Origin of the sequence: Streptomyces virginiae, assembly GCF_000720455.1 — a bacterium.
GTDB lineage: Bacteria > Actinomycetota > Actinomycetes > Streptomycetales > Streptomycetaceae > Streptomyces > Streptomyces virginiae.
In genome coordinates this window covers 53502-76627 of the sequence record NZ_JOAK01000009.1, presented here as the reverse complement: position 1 = coordinate 76627, position 23126 = coordinate 53502, and the positions used below count along the sequence as shown (strand labels likewise).

Sequence of the window (23126 nt, the reverse complement as noted above, 5' to 3'; positions counted from 1 at the left end):
TCGATTTTATCCGGCGGCGGGAATTCCAGGGAAATACGGCGCCCATACGTCGTCCCGGTCCAGCGCGGCCGGCGCATATTTCCCGAGGGCGCTGATCAACAGCCGGAGTTCGAGCGCGAGGCACTCCGCGAACCGGATCAGCCCGGTCTGCGGGTCCTCGGCCGTGGCGAGCAGGGCCGCCCGGCCCAGACCCACCGCGCGGGCGCCGAGGGCCAGGCTCTTCACCGCGCGGCCGCCCTCCCACATCCGTCCGGAGACCAGCAGGCACGGCGGCGGCCCGGCGGCCGCCAGCCGGCGCAGGCACTCCGCGAGCGGCAGGCCGACCTGGGCCGGGAAGGCCTCCGGCGCCCAGCCGGTGCCGCCCTCGGCGCCGTCGACCGTGACGGCGTCCGCCCCTGCCTCGGCGGCCACCCGGGCGGCTTCGGCGACGTCCCGGCCGGGGTGCAGCTTCACCCAGACCCGGGCCCGGGGGAAGTTGTTGCGCATCAGCCGGATCTGCTGGCGCAGGATCTCCGCCGTGAAGGTGCCGGGCGTACTGGAGCGCAGCACCCGGCCGTCGCCGAACACGTCGTCCAGCCCGTAGCGGTCGCCGACCCGGGCGGCCGCGTCCGCGTCCAGTACGGTCATCCCGCCGAGGCCCGGTTTGGCCCCCTGCCCCAGCTTCAGTTCGAAGGCGAGCCGCCCGGATTCGAGGAGCGGCAGCGCCGCCGGGTCGGTGTAGACGAGGTTCCACACCTCGGCGTCGGCGTCCTCGGTGGACTGCTGCACGGCGACCCCGCCGCGCCCGTCCGGGAGCTGCTCGGCGTAGGCGCGCAGCCGGCCGAGCAGTGCCCGGTCGACCGCCTCGCCCTGCCTGCCGTAGCCGTTCACCGGGACAACGTTCTCGCCGATCACCATGGGGATGCCGAGCGCGCCCGCCTGCCGGCTGAGGGCGAGGCCGAGGTCGCCGCCGGCCGCCCGGGTGGAGCCGAGCGCCGACACGTAAACCGGCAGGGCGGAGGTGAACCCGCCGATGGTGGTGGTGAGTTCGACGTCGCGGTAGTCGGGTTCGCGGCCGAGGTCGATCAGCCGGGCGAGCCGCTGCGGCATGAGGACCGGCGGGGTGATCCGCAGGGTGTCGAGCGGGTCGTGCTCACCCTCCGGCCACCGGGCGCCGCCGTGCTCCGCGCCGAACAGGACCCTTCCGTACTCGCCGGGCGGCGGGAACGCCGCCGCCGCGCCGGCCCGGGCGCGCCGGCGGACCTCCTCCTCGGGGAAGCCGGGGGCCGAGAGGTCGCTCACGGCGACACCACCCCGGCGAGCTTCGGGAAGGCGCTGGCCTGCCAGACCGCGTCCAGCCCGGCGACGTAGCGGGTCAGCCGCTCGACGCCGATGCCGAAGCCGGCACTGCCGGGCACGCCCTCGCGGACCAGGTCGAGGTACCAGCGGTACTTCTGCGGGTTCTCACCGGTCTCCCGCATCCGGGTGACGATCTCCGCGTAGTCGTTGGTGCGCTGGCTTCCGCTGCACAGCTCGCCGTAGCCCTCGGCGGCGATCAGGTCGAAGTTCCGCAGCAGGCCCGGGTTTTCCGGGTCCTCCCGGTCGTAGAAGCCGCGTGAGCCCTTGGGGTAGTCGGTGACGAAGAAGGGGCGGTCCCGCCGGGCGGACAGCAACGCCTCGCCGTCCCAGTCGAGTTCGGCGTCCGGGCTCTGCGGGTGCCCGATCTCCTGGAGTTCGGCGACGGCCTCGGCGTGCCGCATCCGGCCGAAGGAGCCCTTCAGCAGTTCGGTGAAGGCGTCGACGTCCCGGCCGAGTTCCGCGAACTCTTTCGGCAGCTCACGGACCGTGCTGTCGACCATGTGGACCACCAGCTCCTCGACGAGCCGTACGGCGTCGTCCCGGGTGGCACCCGCCATCTCCACGTCGAGCTGGTGGAACTCGGCCAGGTGGCGGCTGGTGCCGGCGGTCTCCAGCGGCTCCAGCCGGACGTTGGGGGCGATGCAGAAGATCTTGTCGAAGGCGAGCAGCGAGGCCTGCTTGTAGAGGATGGCGCTCGTCATCAGCTTGTAGCGGTGTCCGTAGAAGTCGACGTCGACCTGCTTGGAGCCGCGCGAGCCGGGGTCGGTGACGGGCCCGATGATGGGCGGGAGCAGCTCGGTGAAGCCGTTGCCGCGCAGGAACTCGCGTGCCGAGAAGAGGAGTTGGTGCTGGATACGGAGCGCGCTGCGGGTGGTCGGGGCGGTCAGGTGGCGCCCGGGGTCCGGGATCGGCGCGGAAGCGGAGGCGGAGGCCGTGGGCCCGTCGGTGGTCATGGTGTGGTCAGTCCCAACTCTCGTCGTGGCGTGGACGTCGTACGTGGCGGAACGGGCGTGGGTGGCGGCGGCAGGGGCGTGCGGGGCGGGTCGGCGGCGCGGTCGTCGTAGGTGCGCTGGACGTGGGAGAGCGCCGTGATCAGCCCGGCCGAACCGAGGATCGGCGGACGCGGGCCGCCGCCGTCGGCGATTCCGGCGATCGGCATCGAGCCGACGCTCGACCAGAGCAGGCGGCCGTCGGGCGCGAGCGAGGTGCGGGCCCGGCCGGCGTTGTCGGGGTGCAGGCAGTAGGGGACGTCCAGGTAGCCGGCGGCGAAGGCGCGTACCAGCGCCCGGCCGACGTCCGCGTCCAGCTCCAGCACGGCGCCGATCAGTGCCCGTGCCTCCGCCTCGATTCCGGTGTCGACGGCGCAGGGGCCGGGCGCGCCGGCGGTCAGCGCCGGGCGGGCGCGTTCGTCGGCGGCGGCCGCGGCCGCCGTCTCCAGCGCCCGGAGGTTCTCGCCCACGGTCGGTATCCGGTGCGCCTCGGCGGTGGTCTTGACGATCAGCCGGGCCGCGCCGGCCCGTACCGCCAGCCGGGCCGCGTCCTCCAGCAGCAGCCGGGCCCCGCCGGGCGAGCGCGGGAAGACGCCCATGTAGGCGTAGAGCACGACGTGGTGGTCGACGTCCGGCAGCAGTTCGCCGGCCAGCCTCCCCAGTACGGTGAGCGCCTCCTCGTCCTGGCGCGGATCGGCCTGCTGGGCGTAGCTGAGCGAGACCGAGGTCAGCCCGTGCTGCCGGAAGAACAGCGCCTCCAGCACGCTGACCGCGATCAGCAGACTCGGCGGACAGAGCTGGCCCATCAGGCAGCCGCCGAAGGTCTCCAGGTGGGGCGAGGCTCCGTACTCACGGGTGGAGGCCAGCAGTTCGCAGCTGCGCTGCCAGGCGGTGACCGCCTCCCGCAGCGGCGTACGGCTGTACGGCAGGCAGTACGAGACCGGGCCGCCCTCGGTGGCGTCCAAGCCGACCGCGAGGAGCGCCCGGACGATGTGCTCGGGCATCGCCGAACCGTGGCGGACCTGCACCGGGAAGCGGGCGTCCGCGATGCCGCGCAGGACCGCGCGGGTGGTGTCGGCGGGGTGGGTGGCGATCGGGTACCCGTTCAGGCCGACGCCCTCGGCGAGTGCGCGCCGGGCGGCTTCGAGGTCGCCGGTGCGGGTGTAGCTGTCGAGGGTGACGGTGCCGACGGTGACGGCGTCCGCGTCCCGGGTGGCCCGCAGGCCGTCACGCATCCGCAGCGGATCGGCCATGCCCATCCGGGGCTGGACGACCAGGGCGCCGGCCGCGCGGGCCCGGGCGACGAAGGCGCCGAAGCCGGACGCCGGGACGGCGGACGGTGCGGAGGCGTCAGGGGCGCCAGAGGCGACAGGGGCGGCAGAGGTGCCGGTCGTGGCAGGGGCTCCCGGTCGCACGGCGGGAGCATCGCCCGTCCCGCCCCCGTGGCCGGTCACAGCAGCACCCCGGAACCGGCGGGCAGCGTGCGCGACGCGGCGGCGGGCAGCGAACCGACGAAGGACTGGAAGTCCAGCACCGAGCCGCCCTCTTCGAAGACGCCGTCGAAGCCCGCGGTCAGCAGCGCCCGCTGCCGGGCCGGCGTGCCGGATCCGGAGATCCCGAGCTTCCCGCCGATCACGGTCGGCGTGCGGGCCAGTTCGGGGCGGGCGCGCAGCGCCTCGATCACCCGCATTCCGTCGTTGAAGCCGTGCCCGTTGACACTGCTCAGGACGATGAGGTCCGGCTCGATGCGGCGGCACTCGGCGACCAGCAGCTCGTCCGGCACGCACGCCCCCAGGTTGGTGACCCGGTGTCCGAGTTCCTCCAGCAGCAACTGGAGGAAGACCAGGTTCCAGGTGTGCGAGTCCGAGGCCATGGTCGTCACGACGACCTCCAGGCCGGTCGGCTCGGCCTTTCCGTGCTGCTCCACGGCATGCTGCTCCACGGCGCAAACCCTCTGTGTCGGTAGGTGGATGTCCGGGGGTCGGGGCCCGCCCGGCCGTGGACAGAACGCTAGGAAGGTTCCGGTCACCGGACCGGCAGCTCACCCGGCAGAAGTCGGGCAGTATCCGCCCAGGCCGGACCGTGGGCGGCAGCCGCGGGACGGGAGCGTCCCACAGCGCTCAACTCGCCGCCGCCAGCTCCGCGTACACGCCGGTCCCGCAGAGCCGCCGGCAGAGGTTCAGCACGGTGAACCGGACGCCGTCGCGGGCCGCGACACTGCGGATGAGTCCGCTCGCCAGCAGCTCGTGCACCGCCGCCAGGCACTCCTGCGGCGGCCGGCCGCTCAGCTCGACGGCATCCTCGCCCGACCAGTCCCCCGGGGTCGCCGCGAGCCGCTCCAGCAGGTCCCGCTGGCCCGGCGTCAGCCGGTCCAGCGCGGCCCCCAGCGCCGCCCCCACGTCCGCCCTGCCGCCGAAGCCCGCCGGGGGCGGCGCCAGGTGGAACGGCCCGTCGGTCAGCCGCGCCACCAGCTGGCGCGGAGAGAGCACCGTCGACCAGCCGGCCACCAGTTCCAACGCCCCCGGCAGACCGTCGAGCTGACGGCATATCGAGGCCACGGCAGGTGCCTCGTCGGGCTCCAGGCGGAAGCCGGGCCGCAGCCGGCGCAGATGGGAGAGCAGCAGCCGTACGGCGCCCACCTCGGCCAGTCCCACCGGGTCGTGGTCGAGTTCCGGACCGGGGGTGGGCAGCGGGGCGAGCGGGATCACCTGCCCGCCGGGCAGCGGCTGCGGCACCCGGGCGGTGATCAGCACGCGCAGGCCGGGGCAGCGGTGGAACAGTTCGTCGAGCAGGGCGGTGTCCACGCCGGCGTCGGCGCCGTCGAGCACCAGCAGGGTGGGCCGCTCACCGATCGTCCGGGCGAGTCCGGCGACGGACTGCCGGCCGCAGTCGATCCAGCGCACCGACCAGCCCGGGGCGAGGTGCAGCCGTCTCGCGACCTCCAGGACCAGCCGGGTCTTGCCGACCCCGCCGAGGCCGGCCACGGTGACCAGCCGGTCGCCGTGCACGGCGAGGGCGTCGGTCAGCACCTCGACCTCCAGCTCCCGGCCGACGATCGCGCCCCGGGCGACCGGTGGCGCGGTCGGTTCGTCGCGCGGCTCCTCCAAGAGCGCCTGCCGGCGCGCGGCCGCCTCGAAACTCGACCGGTGGTGGCCCTCCAGCCGCAGCGCGTCGGCCAGCAGCCGGACCGTCTCCTGCCGGGGGCGCTGCACCCGCCCGCTCTCCATGTCCCGGATCGCCCGCACGCTCAGGGTCGCGTGATCGGCGAGCACCTGCTGGGTCAGCCCGACACGTTCGCGCCGGACCCTGAGCAGCTCGCCGAAGCCCGCCGCCGACTGCAGGGACGTAACACCGTGCATGCCTAGTCCACCTTCCGTGGGTTGGCCAAGTACCGGGGACCGAGGGGCCCGGCGGCCGTACGGCCCACCGAGGGCGGCTGCGACCGGTGGTGACCCCCGAGCCGTGTTCCCCATGTGGCCGATGGTCGCCGCCCCGGCTCTACGACCGATCAACACGGGATCACCACCCGCCCGAGGAGCCGGGGCGGCGATCCGCGAGCGCCCCGGACCGAATCACGGTCCGCGCACCGCCGAACAGCTCGCGAAGGACTCGGCGCGGGAAGGAGCCGCCGCACGCTTGCCTTAGGGTGACCTCATGGTGGGGCATTCGAGTACACGGCAGCGGCTCGTCGTCGCCTTGGTCTCCTTCGTCCTGGCGACCGCCGCGACGGTCGTGGCGGCGGCTTCGTCGACGGGTCCCGCGTCGGACGCCGGCGCGCGGCCCGCCGGCGGGTTCCAGCGGCCCCCCGAGCCGCCCAAGAAGCACGATCTGCGACTCGGCGTCTCCTACGGCGACACCCTCACCTGGAAGTCCGACGACGGCCTGGCCGCCGCCCTCAACGACGCGGTCGGGCTGGGCACCACCTGGATCCGGGTGGACCTGTCCTGGAACAACATCCAGCCCGACAGCCCGCGCACCTACCAGTGGCAGCGCTTCGACCGGATCGTGAAGGCGGCCCGCGAACGCAACCTCGACGTCCTCGCCACGGTCGCCTACACCCCTGCGTGGGCGCGGGCCGAGTCCTGTACCGGGCACCGTCCCACGTGTCCGCCGGCCGACCCCAAGAAGTTCGCCGCGTTCGCGAAGCTCGCCGCCCTGCGCTACGCGCCCCAGGGCGTCCACACGTGGGAGGTCTGGAACGAGCCCAACCTCCCCCAGTTCTGGTACCCCAAGCCCGACGCGAAGGCGTACACCACCCTGCTCGGCTCCGCCGCCGCCTCGCTGCGCGAAGCCGACCCGACGGCGTACGTGCTGATGGGCGGTCTGGCAGCCGTCGGCACCTGGGAATCCATCAAGTACGTCTCCCACCTGGACTTCCTGGAACAGGTCTGCCGGCTCGGCGGAAACAAGGTGGTGGACGCGCTCAGCTACCACCCCTACGCCTGGCCCCAGCTCCCACACGACGGCAAGGTGTTCGCGGAGATCAGCAGCGCCGGGGAGAACCTGGTCGGCGTCGCCGAGCGGCACGGGACACCCGGCATGCCGGTGTGGCTGACGGAGACGGGCGCGCCGACCAACGGTCCGGGCAACCCCGCCGCCGACGAGAAGTCCCGGACGGAGAACATCACGCACGTCAGCGAGGAGTTCCAGGCGCGGATCGCCACCGACACCGTGCCGACGGCCGCCAAGGACAAATACGTGGCCGCCGCCTTCTGGTTCGCCCATCAGGACACGGCCACGGGCAACGACAAGAGCCATTCCAAGTACTACGGGCTGCGCCGCTACGACGGTTCCGCGAAGCCCGCGTTCGCCGCGCTCCGGGCCGCCATCGAGGAGTACGCGAAGAAGCAGCCCCGCTAGGGAGTGTCCGCAAAGTAGCGTCGGCCGCCCGCCGCGCAGGCGGGACTTCGCGGACACCCCCTAGGGCGTCCCGCCAGGCCGGCCTCGCCGGGAGGCCGGCCGGCGGTCACAGCGAGCGGAACAGGTCCACGTACCGGGCCAGGAGCCCGTCCCAGGCGAACCGCTCACGCGCGGCGCGCAGCCCCGCCCCACCCAGCCGGTCCGCCAGCGCACCGTCTTCCAGGAGCCGTCGGCAGGCGCCCGCCAGGGCGCCGGGGTCGCCGGGCGGCACCAGCAGCCCGGTCCGCCCGTCCTCGACGACGTACGGGATGCCGCCGACCCGCGAGCCCACCACCGGGGTGCCGCAGGCCATCGCCTCGACGAGCACCATGCCGAACGACTCGGCCTCCGTGACGGAGGGCAGCACCAGCACCGCCGCCTCGCGGACCGCCCGGACGAGGGCGGGCCCGGTCAGTTCGCCGGAGGCGGTGACCCGGTCCGCCAGGCCGAGGGACGCGGCCAGGGCGAGCTGGTCCGCGACCGCGTCGCCGCCGCCGACCAGCCGCAGCCGGGCACCGGGTACGTCGGCCAGGGAGCGGACGAGGACATCGACCCCCTTCCACGCCGAGGACCGGTCGATGCGGCCGACGTAGAGGAGCGTCGGCGGGCGGGTGGAGGGCGGCGGACCCGGCGTGAAACGGCCGGTGTCGACGCCGGGGCTGATCTCCAGGGCTCCGGGCCGCCCGGCGGCCAGGGAGACGGGGGACACGGCGACCAGGGCGCGGGCCCGGCCGAACACCCGGGGCAGGACCCGGCGTTCGTAGAGGCCGATGAGGCGGTCCGCGGCCCCGGTGCCGGGGCCCCCCTTGAGCATCGAGCCGGCGTGGTAGGTGAGCACGGTCGGGCGGCGGCCCGCGACGGCCACGGCGATGTCGCCGAGCCCCGGTACGGGGGCGTGGGCGTGGACCACGTCGGCGCCCGTACGGCGCAGCCAGTACCGCAGCTGGAGCGGCCACAGGGGGCTCAGGGGGGTGTTGGAGAGCCGGATCCAGGAGCCGAGCCGGACGACCCGCACGCCGTCCTCCAGGGAGGTACGGGTGCGCAGCCCGGGCCCGCTGGTGAGGACGACGGCGTCGAGGCCGGGCGCCTCGTGCACGGCCCGGGCGACCCGGGCAGCGTACTGCTCGACGCCCCCGAGGTGCGGCGGGTAGTAGGGGGTGACGACGGCCACCGTGCGGGGGTTCACAGGGCGTCCCGCAGCAGGCCGGGGAAGCCTTCTGCCTGGGCGACGTAACCGGGCAGGCGGCGTCGCAGCTGCTCGCGGTAGCCGGAGTCGTCCTGGAGCAGCGGTGCGACCAGCGCCCACAGCCGGGGATGGGTGACGTCCTCGATGGCCAGCACGTGGGCGCCGAGGCCGAGGTCGGCCATGATGCCTCGGGTCTTGTGCTCGTACTCGACGGCCACGCAGGGCACTCCGCTGGTCAGGGAGAAGATCACCGAATGGAAGCGGGTGCCGATCAGCAGGGCGCACTCGCGGTAGACGCCCTTGAGGTCGCGGTAGTCCACCCGGTCCTCGATCAGCAGGGGCGCCGCGGTGCAGTGGGCGGCGATCCGGCGTTCCACGATGCGGTCGTCGTCGCCCAGGTAGTCGGTGCTGACCTGCGGGATCAGCACGACACGGGCTCCGGTGGCCTGGACGGCGTCGATCGTCGCGGCCAGGGCCCGTTCGTACGCGTCCTGGGCGGCCGGGGCCAGCCAGCGCCTGGCCGTGACCCCGACCAGCCGCTGCTGCGGTGCGATGCCGAGCCGGGCCCGCCAGTCGGAGGACGGCGGCGGGTCGAACGCGAAGCCCGAGTCGACGCCCCGGGTGACGACCGCGTCGGGCAGGCCGCAGCCTCGCAGCTGGTCCACGCTGACGTCCTCGCGGGCCAGGACGAGCGGGGACCGGCCGAGGGCGCGGGCGACCAGGCGCCGCTGGAGGGACGAGGGGAACGGGCCGTAGGACTGCGGGGCGAAGACGACGGGCACGCCGGCGCGCTGGGCGAGCAGCACCGGCAACAGGACGAAGAAGACGTTCTGGTGGCCGTCGAGCCCGGGGCGGGCCAGGACGTACCCTCCTCCGGTGGACACCACCAGGTCGGCGCCGGCCACGGCGTCCGCCTCGCGCCGGGCTTCGGCGGGCAGGACCCTGCGCAGGACACCGGCCGCGGACCGGGGCAGCAGGAGGAGGCCGGCGCAGGCCGCTCCGACGTACACCTTCCGCAGGATCCGGCGGGAACGCGAAGCGGTGCCGTCGGCGACGTGGCGGCGGATCGAGCCGAGGTTCGGGGCGTCCTCGAACGCGGGGTGGACGGCGGGGTCCTCCATCCCGGCGACGCGGACGTCGGCGCCGGGGAACGCCTCGCGGACCTGTCGCAGGCAGACGGAGAGCAGCGCGGCGTCGCCCGCGTTCTCCCGGACGTAGGCGTTGATCACCACGATCTTCACGGGCGGTACCTTTCGGCAGGTGATGCGGCGGCGGACGGTGGTGCCTCGGCCGTCGGCCCGGGCAGGCGCACGGCGCGCAGTTGGAGGGTGTCGACGGGGGACCAGCCCGGTCCGGGGTCCGGGTCCGGTTCCGGCGGGCGGGGCGCGGAGGGACGGCCGCGCAGCAGGGCGACGGTGGCGAACAGTCCGGCGGCCAGGTTGCCGATGCCCCAGGCGCAGCCGACCCAGACCAGCCCGTGCGGCGCCCACCACAGGGCCAGGCCGATGGTGGTGCACGCCAGGACGGCGTTGGCGGTGATGAGCTGCTTCATCCGCTGGGCCAGCTTCAGCCCGAAACACGCCCAGGTGTTGAGGGCGACGGCGAGCGCGGCGACGGCGAGCACCGTGAGCAGCCCGCTCGCGGCCGCGGTGTAGCCGCCGCCGAACACCAGCAGGAGCAGCCCGCTGCCGGCCGCGACGACGGCGACGGCGGGGACCTGCACCGCGGCGATGATCTTCGCGGAGCGGCGCAGGAGTTCACCGAACCGGGACGGGTCGGAGGAGACCTCGGCGAAGACGGCCTCGCCCACGGCGGTGGAGACGGAGTTCAGGAGGGCGGCGATCTGGAAGGCGACGAAGTAGTAGCCGGCTTCGGGGGCGCCCAGCTTCTGGAGCACGATCAGCGGAGTGACCAGGACGGGCGCCAGGTTGATCAGGCTGGAGACGTAACTGGCGACGGAGAAGCGCAGTTGTTCGCGCAGCCGGGTGCCCCGGGTGCGGAAGTCGAAGCGGAAGCCGAGGCGGCGCCGGAGCAGCAGCAGGGCCGCTGCGCCGGCGACCGCGTAGCCGATGCCCGCCGAACCGAGGATTCCGGCCGCGCCGAACCCGACCAGGGCGACGGGCGCGGCGAGTTTGGCGAGGCCTTGGAGGATCCCGTCGGACAGCACGTTGTACTGCGCCATGCGGGCGCTGATGAAGACCGACTTGACCAGGAGGTTCAGCGAGGCGCAGGCGCAGGACAGGACGAACAGGGCGGCGAGGTGGGCGTGGTCGCGGACGAACAGCAGTTTGTGTCCGTACCAGGGCAGCCCCAGCAGGTAGATCCCGGCGGCGACGCAGGAGACCAGCAGCACCAGGGCGGTGGACTGGGTGATCTGCCCGTTGCGGGCCCTGCCCTCGGCGGGGAAGCGGATCAGGGTGCTGTTGAGACCGAACATGCTGAGGTAGGAGAGCAGCGAGGTCGCGGAGATCAGCGAGGTGGCCAGCCCGACCTGCTCGGGCGGGTAGAAGCGGGCCACGACCACCCAGAAGAGGAAGCTCAGCCCGGCCGTCGTGACCGTGGACGCCAGCAGGAAGAACGAGCTCCGGAACATCTGGTCCGCGGGCCGGGCGTGCCTACCCACGGCCGGCGTCCCCGTAGTGCCCGAGCAGCGCCGTCACGTGCCGGTCCCAGCCGAAGGACGCCTCTGCGAACGCGCGGGCGGCGGCTCCCGTCGCCGCCCGCCCGGCGGGGTCCGCGACCAGGCCGTCGAGCGCGGCGCGCAGCGCGGGGACGGTGCGGGGCACGAGCAGGGCGACGCCGCGGTCCAGGCCGTACGGGGCGTATCCGGGGTCGTCGGTCGTGACGACGGGCAGGCCCGAGGCCATGGCCTCCTGGACGGTCAGCGGGAAGCCCTCGGCGGTGGAGGGCAGGGCGAATACGTCGCACGCACGGTAGGCGTCGGCGAGGTCCTCGGCGGACAGGGAGCCGAGGTGGTGGACGCCGGAGCGTCCGGCGAGGGCAGCGGCGTCCCCGTCACCGGCGAAAACGAGGTCGTACGAGGCGTCGCCGGCGTGGGCGTCGAGGAGGAGGTCGTACCCCTTCTTGGGGACGAGCCTGCCCGCGAAGAGCACCAGGGTGCGTCCGGCCGGCAGGCCGAGCCGCTCCCGGGCCGCGGCGCGCTCCGCGGGGTCGGCGGGCGGCCGGAAAAGGCCGGTGTCCACGCCGTTGGCGAGGTGGTGGCGGGCCTCGGCGCGGGCGCCGAGCTTCCGGACGAACGCGGCGACGTCGGCGTTGACGGTGAGCACCCGGCGGGCGCGGCGGAGCTGGGGGCGGCCCGCGACGGCGTAGACGGCCCGCTGGACGGCGCGTACGAGGGCCGAGGGGTGCGCCACCAGGCCGACGTGCTGGGTCACCACGGTGGGGGTGCGGGTGGCGGCCGCGGCGAGTCCGGCCGCCCAGGAGGAGGCGTAGAGGCAGTCGTGGACGTGGACGACGTCGGCGTGGCGGGCCCAGCGCAGGGCTGCGGGCAGCAGGGCCGGCGAGAACAGCGGGAAGGGGACCCCCGACCGGCGCTCCACCACGTTGGACGCGGCGACGCGTACGACGCGGACGCCGTCCTCGTGGTGGATCCCGGCGTGGTCGCCGCTGGTGAGGACGGTGACCTCGGCGCCGTGCCGGGCGAGGTGGAGCGCTTCGTTGCGGACGACGTTCTCGATGCCGCCCAGGTGCGGCGGGTAGTAGTGGCTGACGAGCAGGACCCGGGGCCGGCGCCGGACGTGGTTCATCGGTAGACCACCGCCCCTTCGTTGCTGTAGATCAGGTTGCGTGTGGTGTCGAGGAGGTCGCGCGGATACCGGTACGTCACGAGGTCGCCCCGGAAGAACACGGTGACCTCGTCCTTGCGGGTCGGCGCGGACCCGAGCAGTACGTAGGACTGGGACCGCAGCAGTGCGGGGTGGACGCTGTCCTGCGTGCGGACGGTGAACAGGGTCTGCAGACGGCTGAAGGAGTACCGGTCGGTCTGTACGACGAGGTCGTCGCCGGCGGCCCGCTGGTTGAGCCACATGGCGGCCCGGCGGTCCTCGGCGTGCGGGTAGTAGATGTCGTAGGCGGGACCCGAGTTGCTGAGCGCGAGCTGGGCGGGGTAGCCGCCGAGTGCCTTGGGGACGGCTCCGGTGAGGTCGAGCAGCAGCCCGGCGACGAGGACGCACAGCACGGGGAGGGCGCGGCGGCCGGCCCGGCGCACCGCCCACAGGGCGCCGGCGGCGATGAACGGGGCGAAGAACAACAGGCCCTGCTGGAAGGCGCGGAGCACGCTGTAGTCGACCGACAGCTGTGGCACCAGGGTGAACAGGCCCATCATCGCGAGGGCGCCCACGGTCAGGGTGATCTGGTCGCGGACGGGCGTGAACGGGCTGCTGCGGCCGCGCAGGGCGATCACGAACCCGACCAGGACCAGGACCTGGAGCAGCAGGGCGGCGGCCTGCCGGAGCGCCCCGTTGAGGGCGGGCACGCTCAGGCCGACGGTGTCCAGCGCCCGGCCGACGGGGGTGAGCGGCAGGTTCTCCTTCTCCGCCACGGGCGTGGGGTACTTCGCGAGGGCCTCCAGCGGCAGGTATTTGCCGTCGGCCCGGTCGGCCCGGGTGTGGCCGATGGTGTCCTCGCGGTATTCGGCCAGCCGCTCCTCGGGGGTGACTCCGGCGCCGCCGAAAAGGCTGTAGCGGGTGTCGGAGGAGCCTCCGCGGGCGTCGCCGGACCCGAACAGATCGCTCGCGACGACGCGCAGCGTGCTTTCGAGCTGGCCGCCGGTGTGGGTGAGGGGACCGGCCCAGAGCAGGGCGAGGACGGCCGGTACGGCCACGGTCCACCAGGTCAGGAACGTCCGCATCCGGCCTTGTCGGCCGTCGCGGTGCTGATGGGCGCGGCCCGGCCGGGAGGCCGGCCGCCAGGCCTTGTCCACGGCGAACGCGGTCGCCAGGGTGCCGACGATCACGTAGATCGTCGAGTAGTGGGACAGGACCACTCCGGCGAGCAGCACGGTGAACACCGCGCGCCGCAGGGGCAGCGGGCGCCGGGAATCCGTCAGGACGAGCATCGCGCAGGCCAGGAGCAGGAAGGCGATGGCCTGCCGGCCCAGGAACGGCATGTCGGTGAAAAAGGTCGGGAACGCCATGAAGAACACGGCGGAGAGCAGCGCCACGAGCGGGGGCGCCACGTTGCGCACCGCGCGGTGGACCAGCACCGGGGTCAGGGCGAAGAGCAGCGGCAGGACGGCCTTGAAGACGTAGATGTCCTCGATGCCCGTGAGCCGGAAGATGCTCACCGGGAGCAGGGTGATGCTCAGGCACGCGTTGTACGGGTCCGTGTAGGCGGAGATGTCCCAGAAACCGCCGCCGAGGGTGAGCCGGAAGTAGAGGTACTCGCGCTGGATGTCGTGCCCGGTGATGTACCAGCCGCGCAGGGAGGTGAGCAGCAGCAGGGTGGCGGAGGCGGCGTAGATGCCGGCCTCCAGGACGACCGGGGAGCAGTGTGCGTGCCGGAGCAGCAGGAGGACGATCAGCGCCGTGACGACGACCAGGGCAGTCGTGCTGACGGCGCCGCCCAGGCCGTTGTTGAGCCTGATCGGGCCGGCCACGGAGAGCAGCAGCGCGACTCCGGCCGCCCAGGCCACCGGGCGGGCGCCGCTCAGGGGTGCGCCGCGCAACAGGGGCCGTGGTGACTGGGGGGCGAGGATTCCGAGGACGAGCAGCACGAGGGTGGTCGCCGAGGCCAGCACCAGCCGGGTCAGGGGCCGTTCCACCCCGAGCAGCGGAAGCACGGTGTTGGCGCCGAGCGCCACGAGGATGTCGAGGAGCACGGCGAGGCCGGCCGCCAGCAGGAGGGAGCCGCTGCGGGTGGAGACCACTTTGTCGGTGGAGCCGCGCAGCAGCAGGACGGGCGCGGCGAAGAGCAGCCACAGGCCGACCGGCGCGAGCAGGAGGGCGGGGACGCCGGGCAGGGTTTCGACGGCGCAAGCGGGGCCGAGGCTCAGCAGGACGCCGAGCCGTCCGCGCAGCCAGGTGGGCGGGTTCATATCCCTGCCTTCCGGTACACGAGCTCCACCTGCCGGGTGACTTCCTCCCAGGTGTGGCGGCTGGCCCGCTCGGCGCTGCGGCCGGCCAGCCGGCCGCGCAGGGCGGGGTCGGACGCGAGGCGGTCCACTGCGGCGGCGAGCGAGGCCGGGTCCGGTGCGGCCAGCAGGCCGACGCCGCGCAGCAGTTCGGTGTTGCCGGGGACATCCGTGGCCAGGACGGGCAGGGCGGCGGCCATGGCCTCCAGCGCGGCGAGGGGCATGCCCTCGCGGTCGGAGGGCAGGACGAAGACGTCGGCGTCCGCGTAGGCGGCGAGGAGGTCCCCGTCGTACAGGGGCCCGGTGAACTCGATGCGCTCGCCGAGGCCGAGTGCGGCGGCGCGGGCCCGCAGGTCGGCGTCGAGTTCGCCGCCGCCGACGACGCGGAGCCTGAGCGGGGATTCGGCCAGGCTGATCGCGTCGAGCAGGCGCGCGATGTTCTTCTGGGCGCTGAGGCGGCCGACGTAGAGCAGCCGCAGGGGCCGGGGGGTGGCGGCCGCCCCGGCCGCGTCGGCCGGGGCGGTGACAGGAGCGGGAGCAGGAGCGGGACGGAAGAACTCCGGGCCGACTCCGTTGGGCACCACGTGCACGCGAACGGGCGGCACCCGGTAGGCCTCCTCGACGAAGCGGGCCTGCTGCTCGGTGAGCACGATGACCGCCGCGGCGGCGCGGGCCACGCGTCCGAAGACGTGCTTCTTGTAGGCGGGCAGGAGTCCGCCCAGGCGCCCGCTGGCGTCCACGTCGAGGTGGAAGTGGAGTACGAACGGCTGCCGGCGCAGCCGGGCGGCGAGTGCCACGGTCTCCGGCAGGAGGGCGTGCGCGCAGTGCGCGTGGAACACGGCGCCGCGCGGCGCGGCCAGGAGCGAGCCGAGGAGCCCGGGCGCGATCGCGGTGTGGGCGAACTCGGTGGCGCGGTGCCTGCGCACGGTGACGCCGTCCTCGCGGGCCCGCCGCGGCGCGCCGCCGGAGCCGAGCGTGGTGGTGACGACGCGGACGTCGTGGCGCTGGGCGAGGCGGCGCGACAGGTGCAGCACGACGCGTTCGAGGCCGCCGAGGTGCGGGGGGTAGTACGGGGTGATCTGGAGAACGGTGCGCATCAGAGTTCCGGGGGCCCGCCGAAGCGGAAGTGAAGGGTCTGGGGATGCCCGGCGAGCGAGACCCGGACCAGGGCGACGTCGGTCCCCTTGGCGCGGATCCGCGCCGTGACCGGGACCGCGGCGCCCTGGTGTGGTTCGACGGGGTAGGTCTCGGTGGCCAGCACGCTGCCGTTCGCAGCCTCCACGGTGAGCGTCGCGACCAGCGAACGGGCTCCGGAGCCGTGGTCGTTGACTGCGAAGGGAACGAGGACGCTCGCTCCGTCGAAGCGCGGGTTCTCGGTGAAGTAGAGCTCGATGTAGGCGGCCTGCCGGCGGGTGAACGAGTCCAACAGGACCTTCCGCACGGGCGGCAGCGACCAGGCTCCCGCGCACAGGCCGGCCGCCACCGCGAACACCAGGGCCGCTCGGATCAGACGCTTCCTCATGCCGGGGTGTGCCGCCGTTCGTAGCGCGCGGGGCGCTCCCCGCCGGGACGGCGGAAACGGTGCTCGAAGAGCTGGCGCAGGTTGGCCAGCCCGTCGGGCAGCGCGTTGAGCTTCACCTCGCCCTGGCGGTTGCGGTACTCGATGGGCACTTCGAGGTACCGGTAGCCGGCCCGGGTGGCGGCGTTCTTGATCTCCTGGGAGAAGGCCATGCCCGTCGACTTCACGTCCACGCCGTCCCAGACGTAGCGCCGGAAGATCCACATGCCGGACTGCGAGTCGCGCAGTCCGTTGCGGAACAGGGCCCGGCTCAGGGCGCTCAGCGCGTAGTTGGCGACGGTGTGGGACCGCTTCATCGCCGCGCGGTTCTCGCGGCGGAGCCGGTTGGTCGTCATGAACTCGACGTCGGCCTCGGTCAAGGTGCCCAGCAGCTCGGGCAGGGAGTCGAACGGATAGGTGCAGTCGGCGTCGCCGGTGGCTATGACGTCGCCCCTCGCCGCGCGGAACCCGGCGTGGTAGGCGTTGCCGTATCCCCGCTCCGGCTGGGACACGACGGTGGCGCCGAGCGCGGCGGCCACCGCGGCGGTGTCGTCGGTGGAAGCGTTGTCGACGACGATGACCTCGGTCTCCCAGCCCAGGGCGCGGAGCGCGCTCGTGGGCACCGAGTTGACCACGGTGGGTAGGTTCGGCGCCTCGTTGAGCGCCGGAATCACGACGGAAAGCGTATTCAATTCATCCCCCGGTACCGGACCAGAACGGCGGCCGTGCGAGCGCCGCGGCAACTGAGGGCCTTCACATCGTGGAGTCTCGGCCGCACACGTCGAGCCGGGCGGTCTGCTGGGTGTTTCTGCTGCGGACGTCAACCCGGCATCCGGGCCAGCGGTGACCCTATCCGACGCGTGAGACGCCGATCCACCAGGGTGACCTGCCCGCAATGATCGAATCGCAACGAATTCAGCAGGAAAGGGGTCAACCGACCAGCCACGAACCGACAGGCTTGATCTCCTTGTCGAGCTTGCCGCCCTTCAGCGCGAGAACCTGATCCGCGGTCAGCGGCTTGTCCCACACGAGAACGTGCCCTATGACGCCGGCCCAGGGCCCGCTCCAGATCCCGTGGTGGCGGGAGCGGCCCAGCTGCAGCGGCCCCTGACCCGACCAGGCGGCCGCCACCGGGGCACGGCCGGCCTCCTTGCCGTCGACGTACAGCGTCAGCGTCTTGCCCTGGGCGTCGTACACCCCGGTCAGCAGGGCCCAGACGCGAACCGTGTTGAGGCCGTCCGAGGTGGCGGCCACGGCGGTGGAGGCCGCACCCTTCTCGTCCGTCTGCATCCGGAACACCCAGGACTTCTTGCCGTTGCCGTCCTCGCGACCCAACTCGAAGGAGTACGAGGTGCCGTCGCCCTGGCTGATGGCGAACCGCGAACCGCCGTCGGCCTCGTTGTAGACCCAGGCGGAGACGGTGAAGCTCTTGGACGCGTCGACGACCGGCTCGGCGGCCTGCGCGTACGAGTTGCCGTTGCTGCGCAGGCGCAGCACGTTGCCGTTGTCCACCTTGCCGAGAACCGCGTCGGGGCTGAGCGCGATGTTGACCTGGCCGGAGCGGTCGCGCAGCAGGTTCGGCTCACCGGGGACGGTGGGCGCGTTGGGGTCCTGGCCGGGCGCGGCCGTCGCAGACTGCGAGGCGTCGCCGGGGCCCGGAGCCTTCCCCTCCGTGCCGCCCCTGCCCAGGATGAAGAGCCCGGCGCCGACGCCGAGGGTGCACGCCGCCACCGTGACGGCGGCCATCCACATCTGCTTGCGTCTGCGCTGCTGCAACTCCGAACGGTCCGCCATCGCCTGCCAGTCGGGCTGGGGCGGCGGCGTGAACCCGGCCGACGGCATGTCCGGCTGGGGCTCCAGGGGCGGCTGCTGCGTCTGGGGTGCCTGGAGGCGGTGCGGCGGCTCTCCGGCAGTGCCCGGCTGGGACAGTGGCTGCTGGTACGGATTGGGCTGCCAAGCCTGCGGAAAACCGTAACCGCCGGGCGCCCCTTGGGGGTAGCCATAGCCCGCCTGCCCCGGGGTGGGGTCCGGCTGGGGTGTGCTCGGGCGATCCGTACCGTCAGTCATGGGACGGATCGTAAAACATGACAGGCGGACCGCCAGCAGACGGTACGGCACGAACTCCGACGAGCTGCCTCGGGCGGAGCACCGGGCCGCCGACGCGTCGCAGGATCGCCGGACGCCGTCTCCCCGACCGCTCGCCGGCGCCGCCTGCCGCCGACGCCATGACCCCTGAAACGATCAAAGGATCGCTTCAGATGGTTCTGAAGCGATCCTTTGATCTACGACTTCGAAAAGTCGGGACAACAGGATTTGAACCTGCGACCCCTTGACCCCCAGATAGTGCGGCCGCAGTCGCTGTGTGCGACGCCGTCCCACCGTCCTCGGAGGGCCCATGCCCGGACGATGCTAGCCACTGCCTCGCCACCAGCGGGGTTGCGGTACCAGACCATGGCGCCACACAGGCCCACTGACCAGGTCCCGGCATAGGCAGACCGCCAGCTCGCGGGCAGCTTCAGCCCGTACCTCCTCGTCGTGGCGGCGGGCGCATCCAATGCGGATTCCATGGCGGCATCCGGATGCGGACCGCATCGGAGCAGACCCCGAACACCTTCGGCTCGACGGTCTACCATGATTGGGTGATCAAGTAGGCCGTCTCCGCCACCATCACCGCATGGGCACGATGGCGGCGGCAGCGGTCCAGAAGAGGGGGACTGGTGGAGATCGGCCTGGCGGAAACCATCAAGGCACTGCGTGGCGAGTTGGCGCAGGCGATGGCGGACGGCGAGGGTCAACCGGTCCGGCTTCGAGTGCAGTCGGTGAAGCTGGACGTACAGGTCGCGGTGACGGCATCGGCAGAAGCCCAGGGCGGGGTCAAGTTCTGGGTGCTGTCGGCTGGCGGTAAGGCAACCGGGGGCGTCTCCGCCACGCACACCGTGTCTTTGGAACTCTCGGCCGAGACGGCCAACGGCGGCTCGGTCCTGACAGATTCGGGGCGTGGCGCCGTTCTGGAGGACTGACCTCGTGGCTGAGTCGGTCCTGCGAGAGTGGCGTCGGCGGTGGCTGATCTGATCGCCGCGCAGCAACCCCTGGAGCGTGTGGCCATGGTGGTGCGCCGCGGATCCGACGGCGTCCCTCGATTCGCTGCTTCCGGTTTCGTACTCGCCTCACGACTGGCCATCTGCGCCGGCCACGGCTTTACCCATCCCGGTGACAGCTATGAGGTGAGACTTCCAGGGCAACCGACCCAGAGGCTTCCGGTCACCGCGGTGCTGCGGCACCGGATCGACGATGTGGACCTCGCCCTCCTGGTTCTCGGGGAGGGCGGGCCCGTCATTCCTCCCGCCCGGTGGGGCGTCCTGCCCCGAACCGTGGAGTCGGTACCGTTCATCGCGATCGGGTTCCCCGACCATGCGTCGCGTCAGGATGTACCGAAAACCCGTCAGTTGACCGGGGCAATCCTTCTGGGCTCCTTCCTGGGGAGCCACGAGATGGAGCTGTCCCTCAGCAGCCCTGCGCCGCTGGAATCAAGCGGATCTCCCTGGCGGGGGGTGTCCGGGGCAGGGGTCCTCACTCAAGACGGCGTTCTCGTCGGCGTGTGCACGAGCCACCACGTTCCATCCGGCGCGGCGAGCCTCACCGCGACCGACCTCTCCCAGGTATCCCGAGATCCTGAATTCGTGCGCCTGCTGGCCGAGCACGGGGTGGAGCCGGTGCCACCGGGGGACATCGTGCCGACGCCGTTCGATCCAGCCGTGCGCGGCCGCGTACGCACCCATGCCGAGGTCATACGGCGCCTGCTTGGACGGCGCAGCTTCCTCGACGAGGAGCACTTGCCCTTCATCCATCCGGGGATGGACCACGCATCGCATCCGGACCACCTGTTCGCCCAGCTGAGCACTGGCCGTTCACGAGGGGCGCTGCTGGTGGGACCAGCCGGTTCGGGCAAGACGCGGACTTGCTTCGAGGTTGCGCACCGGGCGGACCGCGCGGGCTGGCAAGTCCTGCACGTCCAGCCCGACAGCGCCGTAACGGTCGACGACGTGGCCGCATCCGTCGTCTCGTGCGGGCGCCGACGGGTGCTGCTGGTACTGGACTACCTCGATGCCTGCCCACAGGTCGACCTGCGCGTCCTCGCCGACGTGCTGATCCCTGAGGCCAAGCGACGAGGCGTGACCGTGGCGTGCCTGGCCTCCGTGCGGCCCGGATCCCTGAGCACGGTTCAGCTCCGTGGCAGCAGCCGAGTGCTTGACGAGATCTATGTACGAGAGGACTGGCCACACCAGTCCGCAATCATCGACCAGGTCGTCCACCGCGCCGCACCCGAGACCGTGCGCCGATGGGGGAACGAGGCACTGTCCCAGATCTGCGGGCGGCGTCCGGTAATCGCGCTGTTGATCGCGCGGGCGATCGAGGAGCAGGGGCTGGCCCAGCACACACCGGGAGTGGCGGCATCGGTCCGGCCCGGCGAGCTGCTGGACTGGCTGCGCGAGGGCATGCGCCGGGACGCGCTCGCCACGGGACCCGCACTCAGCCCCTCCCCCTTGGGTATCACCACCCCTGCCATCGAGCAGCTGGCCTTCACCGTGGCGGTCGCGGCGAGCCCGCAGTCCCGAATGGTCGTCGAACAGACCATCGACACCTTCCTTACGCTGGCCGGTGGGCTGGCTGTTCCATTCGGGGGGCGGCGCGTAGTCGACACGCTGATCTCTCTTGGGTGGCTCGATGAGGTCGGCGGACAGCTGATCGTGGTCCACGACATCGTCACCGACGAACTCCTGCTGCAGTCACTGATGCCTTCTCCCGGATGGAGCATCGACGCAGCCGCTGCTGGTGCACTCTTTGCTGCGTTCACGCGGCATGCACGAACGTTCTCCGTATTCACCGGCCATCTCCGACGGCTCGCCGTCGACATGGCAGCGCACGGCCCGGCCCATCGGATCGCCGCCCTGGAGCGCTATTGCGGGGAATGGCTCACGGCCCAGGTGGATCCGCTCGGCCATCTCCTGGCGGGCGCCGGTGACGACGGCGGCCAGGCGCTGCTGACGATGGTGACGAGCCGGCCCTGGCAAGGGTTCGACCGCTCCGTATGGAACACGCTGGTTGGTCCCTGGCTCTCCCGCGCCGAGGCCGACCACACCGCGCAGCCGTTCCTCACCGCCGCCCTGAGAGGCATGGATCCCGCTCCCTCGTTCCTTGTCGAGGCTTCCGTCGGATGGCTCGTCCGCCGGGGCGGACAGACCGACACGGAGCATCTTCTGCTCGCACTGATCGAACGCCCCGACCTTTCGCCGAGCACTGAAGACCTGGTGGTCGACTGCACCCTCGCTTGGGTGTCTTCCCGGCCCGACTGGCGTCATACGCCCGCGCTGTGGAAACGCCTGCTCGGCATGGACCACTCCAGGGATCGACTGGAGAGAGTGGTCGCGGGCGTACTGGCGTGGCTCACTCCGTACCGGTCCGTCGGAGTCGCACCCGTGATGCGTATGTTCCTGCAGCGTGCGGACATCGACGCGGTCGCCCGCCGGAAGCTCGTGGACCACGGCCTCGTGTGGCTGCGTTCCGATCTGCGCCCGGCCGTGAACATCGGTCCGGAACTGTGTGCTCTGCTCGAAGACCACCACCTCCCGGACCCGGACCGCGCGACATTGATCCGAAGCGCACTGGACTGGCTGGAGACGGGACAGATGTACCCGAGCACGGGCCGGGTCGTGCACAGACTCCTGTCCACGGACGGGTGTCCGCCGGAGCTGCGTCCCAGGGTGATCGCCGTCGCCCGTTGGTGGGCGGCTGAGGGCCCTGCCGGCAACCCGGCAGGCTCCCGCGTCCTGGGCACGCTGCTGTCCACCGACAGCGTTGCGGACTCCGCCGCCCTTCTCCTTGAACGGCTGAGGTCGCAACCTGACGCCCAGTCCGGCCCGGCCATACTCCTTCGCCTGCTCATCCACTACGAGGAACTCACCCAGGACCAGGCTCGGACCGCCGTCACGCTCGCCTTCACGTGGCTCGACAGCCGCCCTGACCACGAGGCGGTCGGTTCCGTTCTGGGCGCCCTCCTGCGCGTGCCGGACCTGCCGTCCGCACAGCTGCAGCGTGCCATCCGTCTCGGATGCGCCGCGCTCCTCGCACGTCCGGATGATCACGTGCTCATGGCCGTCATGCTCAGCCAGCTCCGTGGGCTGACGCGCGATCAGGCACGGTCGATCGCGGACGTCAGCCTGCAGTGGCTCGCCTGCCACGGCGGCAAGGTCCAGCGCCCGGTGCTCGCTTCCTTCCTCACACGCACAGACCTGTCCGTCGTACAGGCACACATCGGCATTGACATCGCTCTGGACCGACTGAGCACCGACCGGTCGATGAAGTCCCGCTCCGTGCTCTCCGGTGTCCTGCGCCACCCGGCACTCGACGAGGACCGACGATCCCGCGCCGTCGACAACGCCCTGAACTGGCTGGAAGCGCACGGCACGGGGCCGAAGGTATGTCTGGTCATCGAGGATCTGCTCTCTCTCCCGGCGCTCTCGCCGAGCCAGAGAGTCCACGTGATGCGTCTGGCAGCCGGCTGGTTGGCCCGGCACGGAGACCTGCCGTACGCAGATCGCCTCCGCTCGGCGCTCGACGCGGAAACGCGGCGCCACGCCTCGCGGGAGGAACCCTCAGCCGACTCAGGACTGTCTGCCCGGCGCTGACCTGCCTCGAGGCCTCTGCGACAAGGCCGCAGCTGTCTACGAGGCCGAATTCACCTGGCTACCATCGGCAGGCGCTCCGTTCACGCTGCCAGCTCGTGACCTATAGCGCGCCTCTGGCTCGGCGAGGAAACGGAGCACCCCGCCCCGCACGCAGTCGGCGACATCGGCCTCACCGGGCCCGTCGACGCTGTTCTCCGGACCGATTCCCCGGACGGCAGCCCCGCCGCCCTCGTTGTCGGCTGCGACGGCAAGAACCTCTGGGTCACCGGCCCCGAGGGGGCCCGGCTCGGCGAGACCGTCCTGACCGAACCCGCCGCCACGCTGCGCATCCTCACCATTGGCGAGTACGTCGAGGTCTACGCCGACGGCCTCTTCGTCC

General features: G+C 72.4%; 17 protein-coding genes. 3 read left to right on the top strand and 14 right to left on the bottom strand.

All coding sequences use genetic code 11. From position 1 onward, the window contains the following. Positions 1 to 6: 6 nt before the first annotated feature. The 5 genes from IG86_RS0116110 to IG86_RS45045 all read right to left on the bottom strand — a co-directional run bounded on the left by IG86_RS0116110 (position 7) and on the right by IG86_RS45045 (position 5686). The gene (locus tag IG86_RS0116110) at positions 7 to 1281 is read right to left on the bottom strand and encodes a glutamate synthase-related protein (RefSeq protein WP_030897395.1); all 1275 of its coding nucleotides are present in this window, start codon (positions 1279 to 1281) and stop codon (positions 7 to 9) included. After that, the gene (locus IG86_RS0116105) at positions 1278 to 2291 is read right to left on the bottom strand and encodes an asparagine synthetase A (protein WP_030828396.1); all 1014 of its coding nucleotides are present in this window, start codon (positions 2289 to 2291) and stop codon (positions 1278 to 1280) included. Before IG86_RS0116105 ends, IG86_RS0116110 begins: the two co-directional genes overlap by 4 nt. Continuing rightward, entirely contained in the window at positions 2288 to 3742 is a 1455-nt protein-coding gene (locus IG86_RS0116100; protein WP_078905927.1) for a methylaspartate mutase, read from the bottom strand. Before IG86_RS0116100 ends, IG86_RS0116105 begins: the two co-directional genes overlap by 4 nt. A 35-nt stretch (positions 3743 to 3777) precedes the next feature. Further along, complete coding sequence (locus IG86_RS0116095; protein ID WP_045937063.1) at positions 3778 to 4269, bottom strand: cobalamin B12-binding domain-containing protein; 492 nt, start codon at positions 4267 to 4269, stop codon at positions 3778 to 3780. Positions 4270 to 4447: 178 nt separating this feature from the next. Further along, positions 4448 to 5686, bottom strand: a complete 1239-nt coding sequence (locus IG86_RS45045) for a helix-turn-helix domain-containing protein (RefSeq protein WP_030828387.1) — start codon at positions 5684 to 5686, stop codon at positions 4448 to 4450. Positions 5687 to 5981: 295 nt separating this feature from the next. Between IG86_RS45045 and IG86_RS0116085 the strand changes: the two genes are divergently transcribed. Further along, a complete protein-coding gene (locus tag IG86_RS0116085) occupies positions 5982 to 7187 on the top strand; it encodes a cellulase family glycosylhydrolase (protein WP_030828383.1) in 1206 nt (401 codons plus the stop codon). Between the two features lie 106 nt (positions 7188 to 7293). Here the strand turns inward: IG86_RS0116085 and IG86_RS0116080 are convergent, their stop codons facing one another. The 9 genes from IG86_RS0116080 to IG86_RS0116040 form a co-directional block, all read right to left on the bottom strand. Beyond that, positions 7294 to 8412 (bottom strand): glycosyltransferase family 4 protein, encoded by a 1119-nt coding sequence (locus IG86_RS0116080; protein ID WP_030828379.1) that lies wholly within the window; start codon positions 8410 to 8412, stop codon positions 7294 to 7296. Continuing rightward, positions 8409 to 9653: a polysaccharide pyruvyl transferase family protein gene (locus IG86_RS0116075; protein ID WP_030828376.1), complete on the bottom strand. Its 1245-nt coding sequence runs from the start codon at positions 9651 to 9653 to the stop codon at positions 8409 to 8411. The genes IG86_RS0116080 and IG86_RS0116075 overlap by 4 nt, the downstream gene beginning before the upstream one ends. Next, complete coding sequence (locus tag IG86_RS0116070) at positions 9650 to 11035, bottom strand: lipopolysaccharide biosynthesis protein (RefSeq protein ID WP_157854836.1); 1386 nt, start codon at positions 11033 to 11035, stop codon at positions 9650 to 9652. Before IG86_RS0116070 ends, IG86_RS0116075 begins: the two co-directional genes overlap by 4 nt. Further along, the gene (locus tag IG86_RS0116065; RefSeq protein WP_030828370.1) at positions 11028 to 12179 is read right to left on the bottom strand and encodes a glycosyltransferase family 4 protein; all 1152 of its coding nucleotides are present in this window, start codon (positions 12177 to 12179) and stop codon (positions 11028 to 11030) included. The genes IG86_RS0116070 and IG86_RS0116065 overlap by 8 nt, the downstream gene beginning before the upstream one ends. Further along, on the bottom strand, positions 12176 to 14467 hold the full coding sequence (locus IG86_RS0116060; RefSeq protein ID WP_030897386.1) for a DUF2206 domain-containing protein: 2292 nt from the start codon (positions 14465 to 14467) through the stop codon (positions 12176 to 12178). Before IG86_RS0116060 ends, IG86_RS0116065 begins: the two co-directional genes overlap by 4 nt. Further along, positions 14464 to 15600 (bottom strand): glycosyltransferase family 4 protein, encoded by a 1137-nt coding sequence (locus tag IG86_RS39965; RefSeq protein WP_051785210.1) that lies wholly within the window; start codon positions 15598 to 15600, stop codon positions 14464 to 14466. The genes IG86_RS0116060 and IG86_RS39965 overlap by 4 nt, the downstream gene beginning before the upstream one ends. Beyond that, positions 15600 to 16025 carry a hypothetical protein gene (locus IG86_RS0116050; protein ID WP_157854835.1) on the bottom strand — a complete coding sequence of 142 codons (426 nt, stop codon included), beginning with the start codon at positions 16023 to 16025 and terminating at the stop codon, positions 15600 to 15602. Before IG86_RS0116050 ends, IG86_RS39965 begins: the two co-directional genes overlap by 1 nt. Further along, complete coding sequence (locus IG86_RS0116045; protein ID WP_051785209.1) at positions 16022 to 16735, bottom strand: glycosyltransferase family 2 protein; 714 nt, start codon at positions 16733 to 16735, stop codon at positions 16022 to 16024. The genes IG86_RS0116050 and IG86_RS0116045 overlap by 4 nt, the downstream gene beginning before the upstream one ends. Before the next feature lie 256 nt (positions 16736 to 16991). Continuing rightward, complete coding sequence (locus IG86_RS0116040) at positions 16992 to 18128, bottom strand: LamG domain-containing protein (protein ID WP_107051936.1); 1137 nt, start codon at positions 18126 to 18128, stop codon at positions 16992 to 16994. A 650-nt stretch (positions 18129 to 18778) separates the two neighbouring features. Here IG86_RS0116040 and IG86_RS0116035 point away from each other — a divergent pair. Together IG86_RS0116035 and IG86_RS0116030 are read left to right on the top strand one after the other, a co-directional pair. Beyond that, complete coding sequence (locus tag IG86_RS0116035; RefSeq protein ID WP_051785208.1) at positions 18779 to 19081, top strand: trypco2 family protein; 303 nt, start codon at positions 18779 to 18781, stop codon at positions 19079 to 19081. Positions 19082 to 19120: 39 nt separating this feature from the next. Then, positions 19121 to 22747 carry a trypsin-like peptidase domain-containing protein gene (locus IG86_RS0116030; RefSeq protein ID WP_157854834.1) on the top strand — a complete coding sequence of 1209 codons (3627 nt, stop codon included), beginning with the start codon at positions 19121 to 19123 and terminating at the stop codon, positions 22745 to 22747. Positions 22748 to 23126 lie beyond the last annotated feature (379 nt).

Coding starts and splice junctions, on each gene's coding strand:
- IG86_RS0116105 (WP_030828396.1), bottom strand. CDS start 2,291: ATGACCACCGACGGGCCCACGGCCTCCGCCTCCGCTTCCGCGCCGATC.
- IG86_RS45045 (WP_030828387.1), bottom strand. CDS start 5,686: ATGCACGGTGTTACGTCCCTGCAGTCGGCGGCGGGCTTCGGCGAGCTG.
- IG86_RS0116085 (WP_030828383.1), top strand. CDS start 5,982: ATGGTGGGGCATTCGAGTACACGGCAGCGGCTCGTCGTCGCCTTGGTC.
- IG86_RS0116065 (WP_030828370.1), bottom strand. CDS start 12,179: ATGAACCACGTCCGGCGCCGGCCCCGGGTCCTGCTCGTCAGCCACTAC.
- IG86_RS0116060 (WP_030897386.1), bottom strand. CDS start 14,467: ATGAACCCGCCCACCTGGCTGCGCGGACGGCTCGGCGTCCTGCTGAGC.
- IG86_RS39965 (WP_051785210.1), bottom strand. CDS start 15,600: ATGCGCACCGTTCTCCAGATCACCCCGTACTACCCCCCGCACCTCGGC.
- IG86_RS0116050 (WP_157854835.1), bottom strand. CDS start 16,025: ATGAGGAAGCGTCTGATCCGAGCGGCCCTGGTGTTCGCGGTGGCGGCC.
- IG86_RS0116040 (WP_107051936.1), bottom strand. CDS start 18,128: ATGACTGACGGTACGGATCGCCCGAGCACACCCCAGCCGGACCCCACC.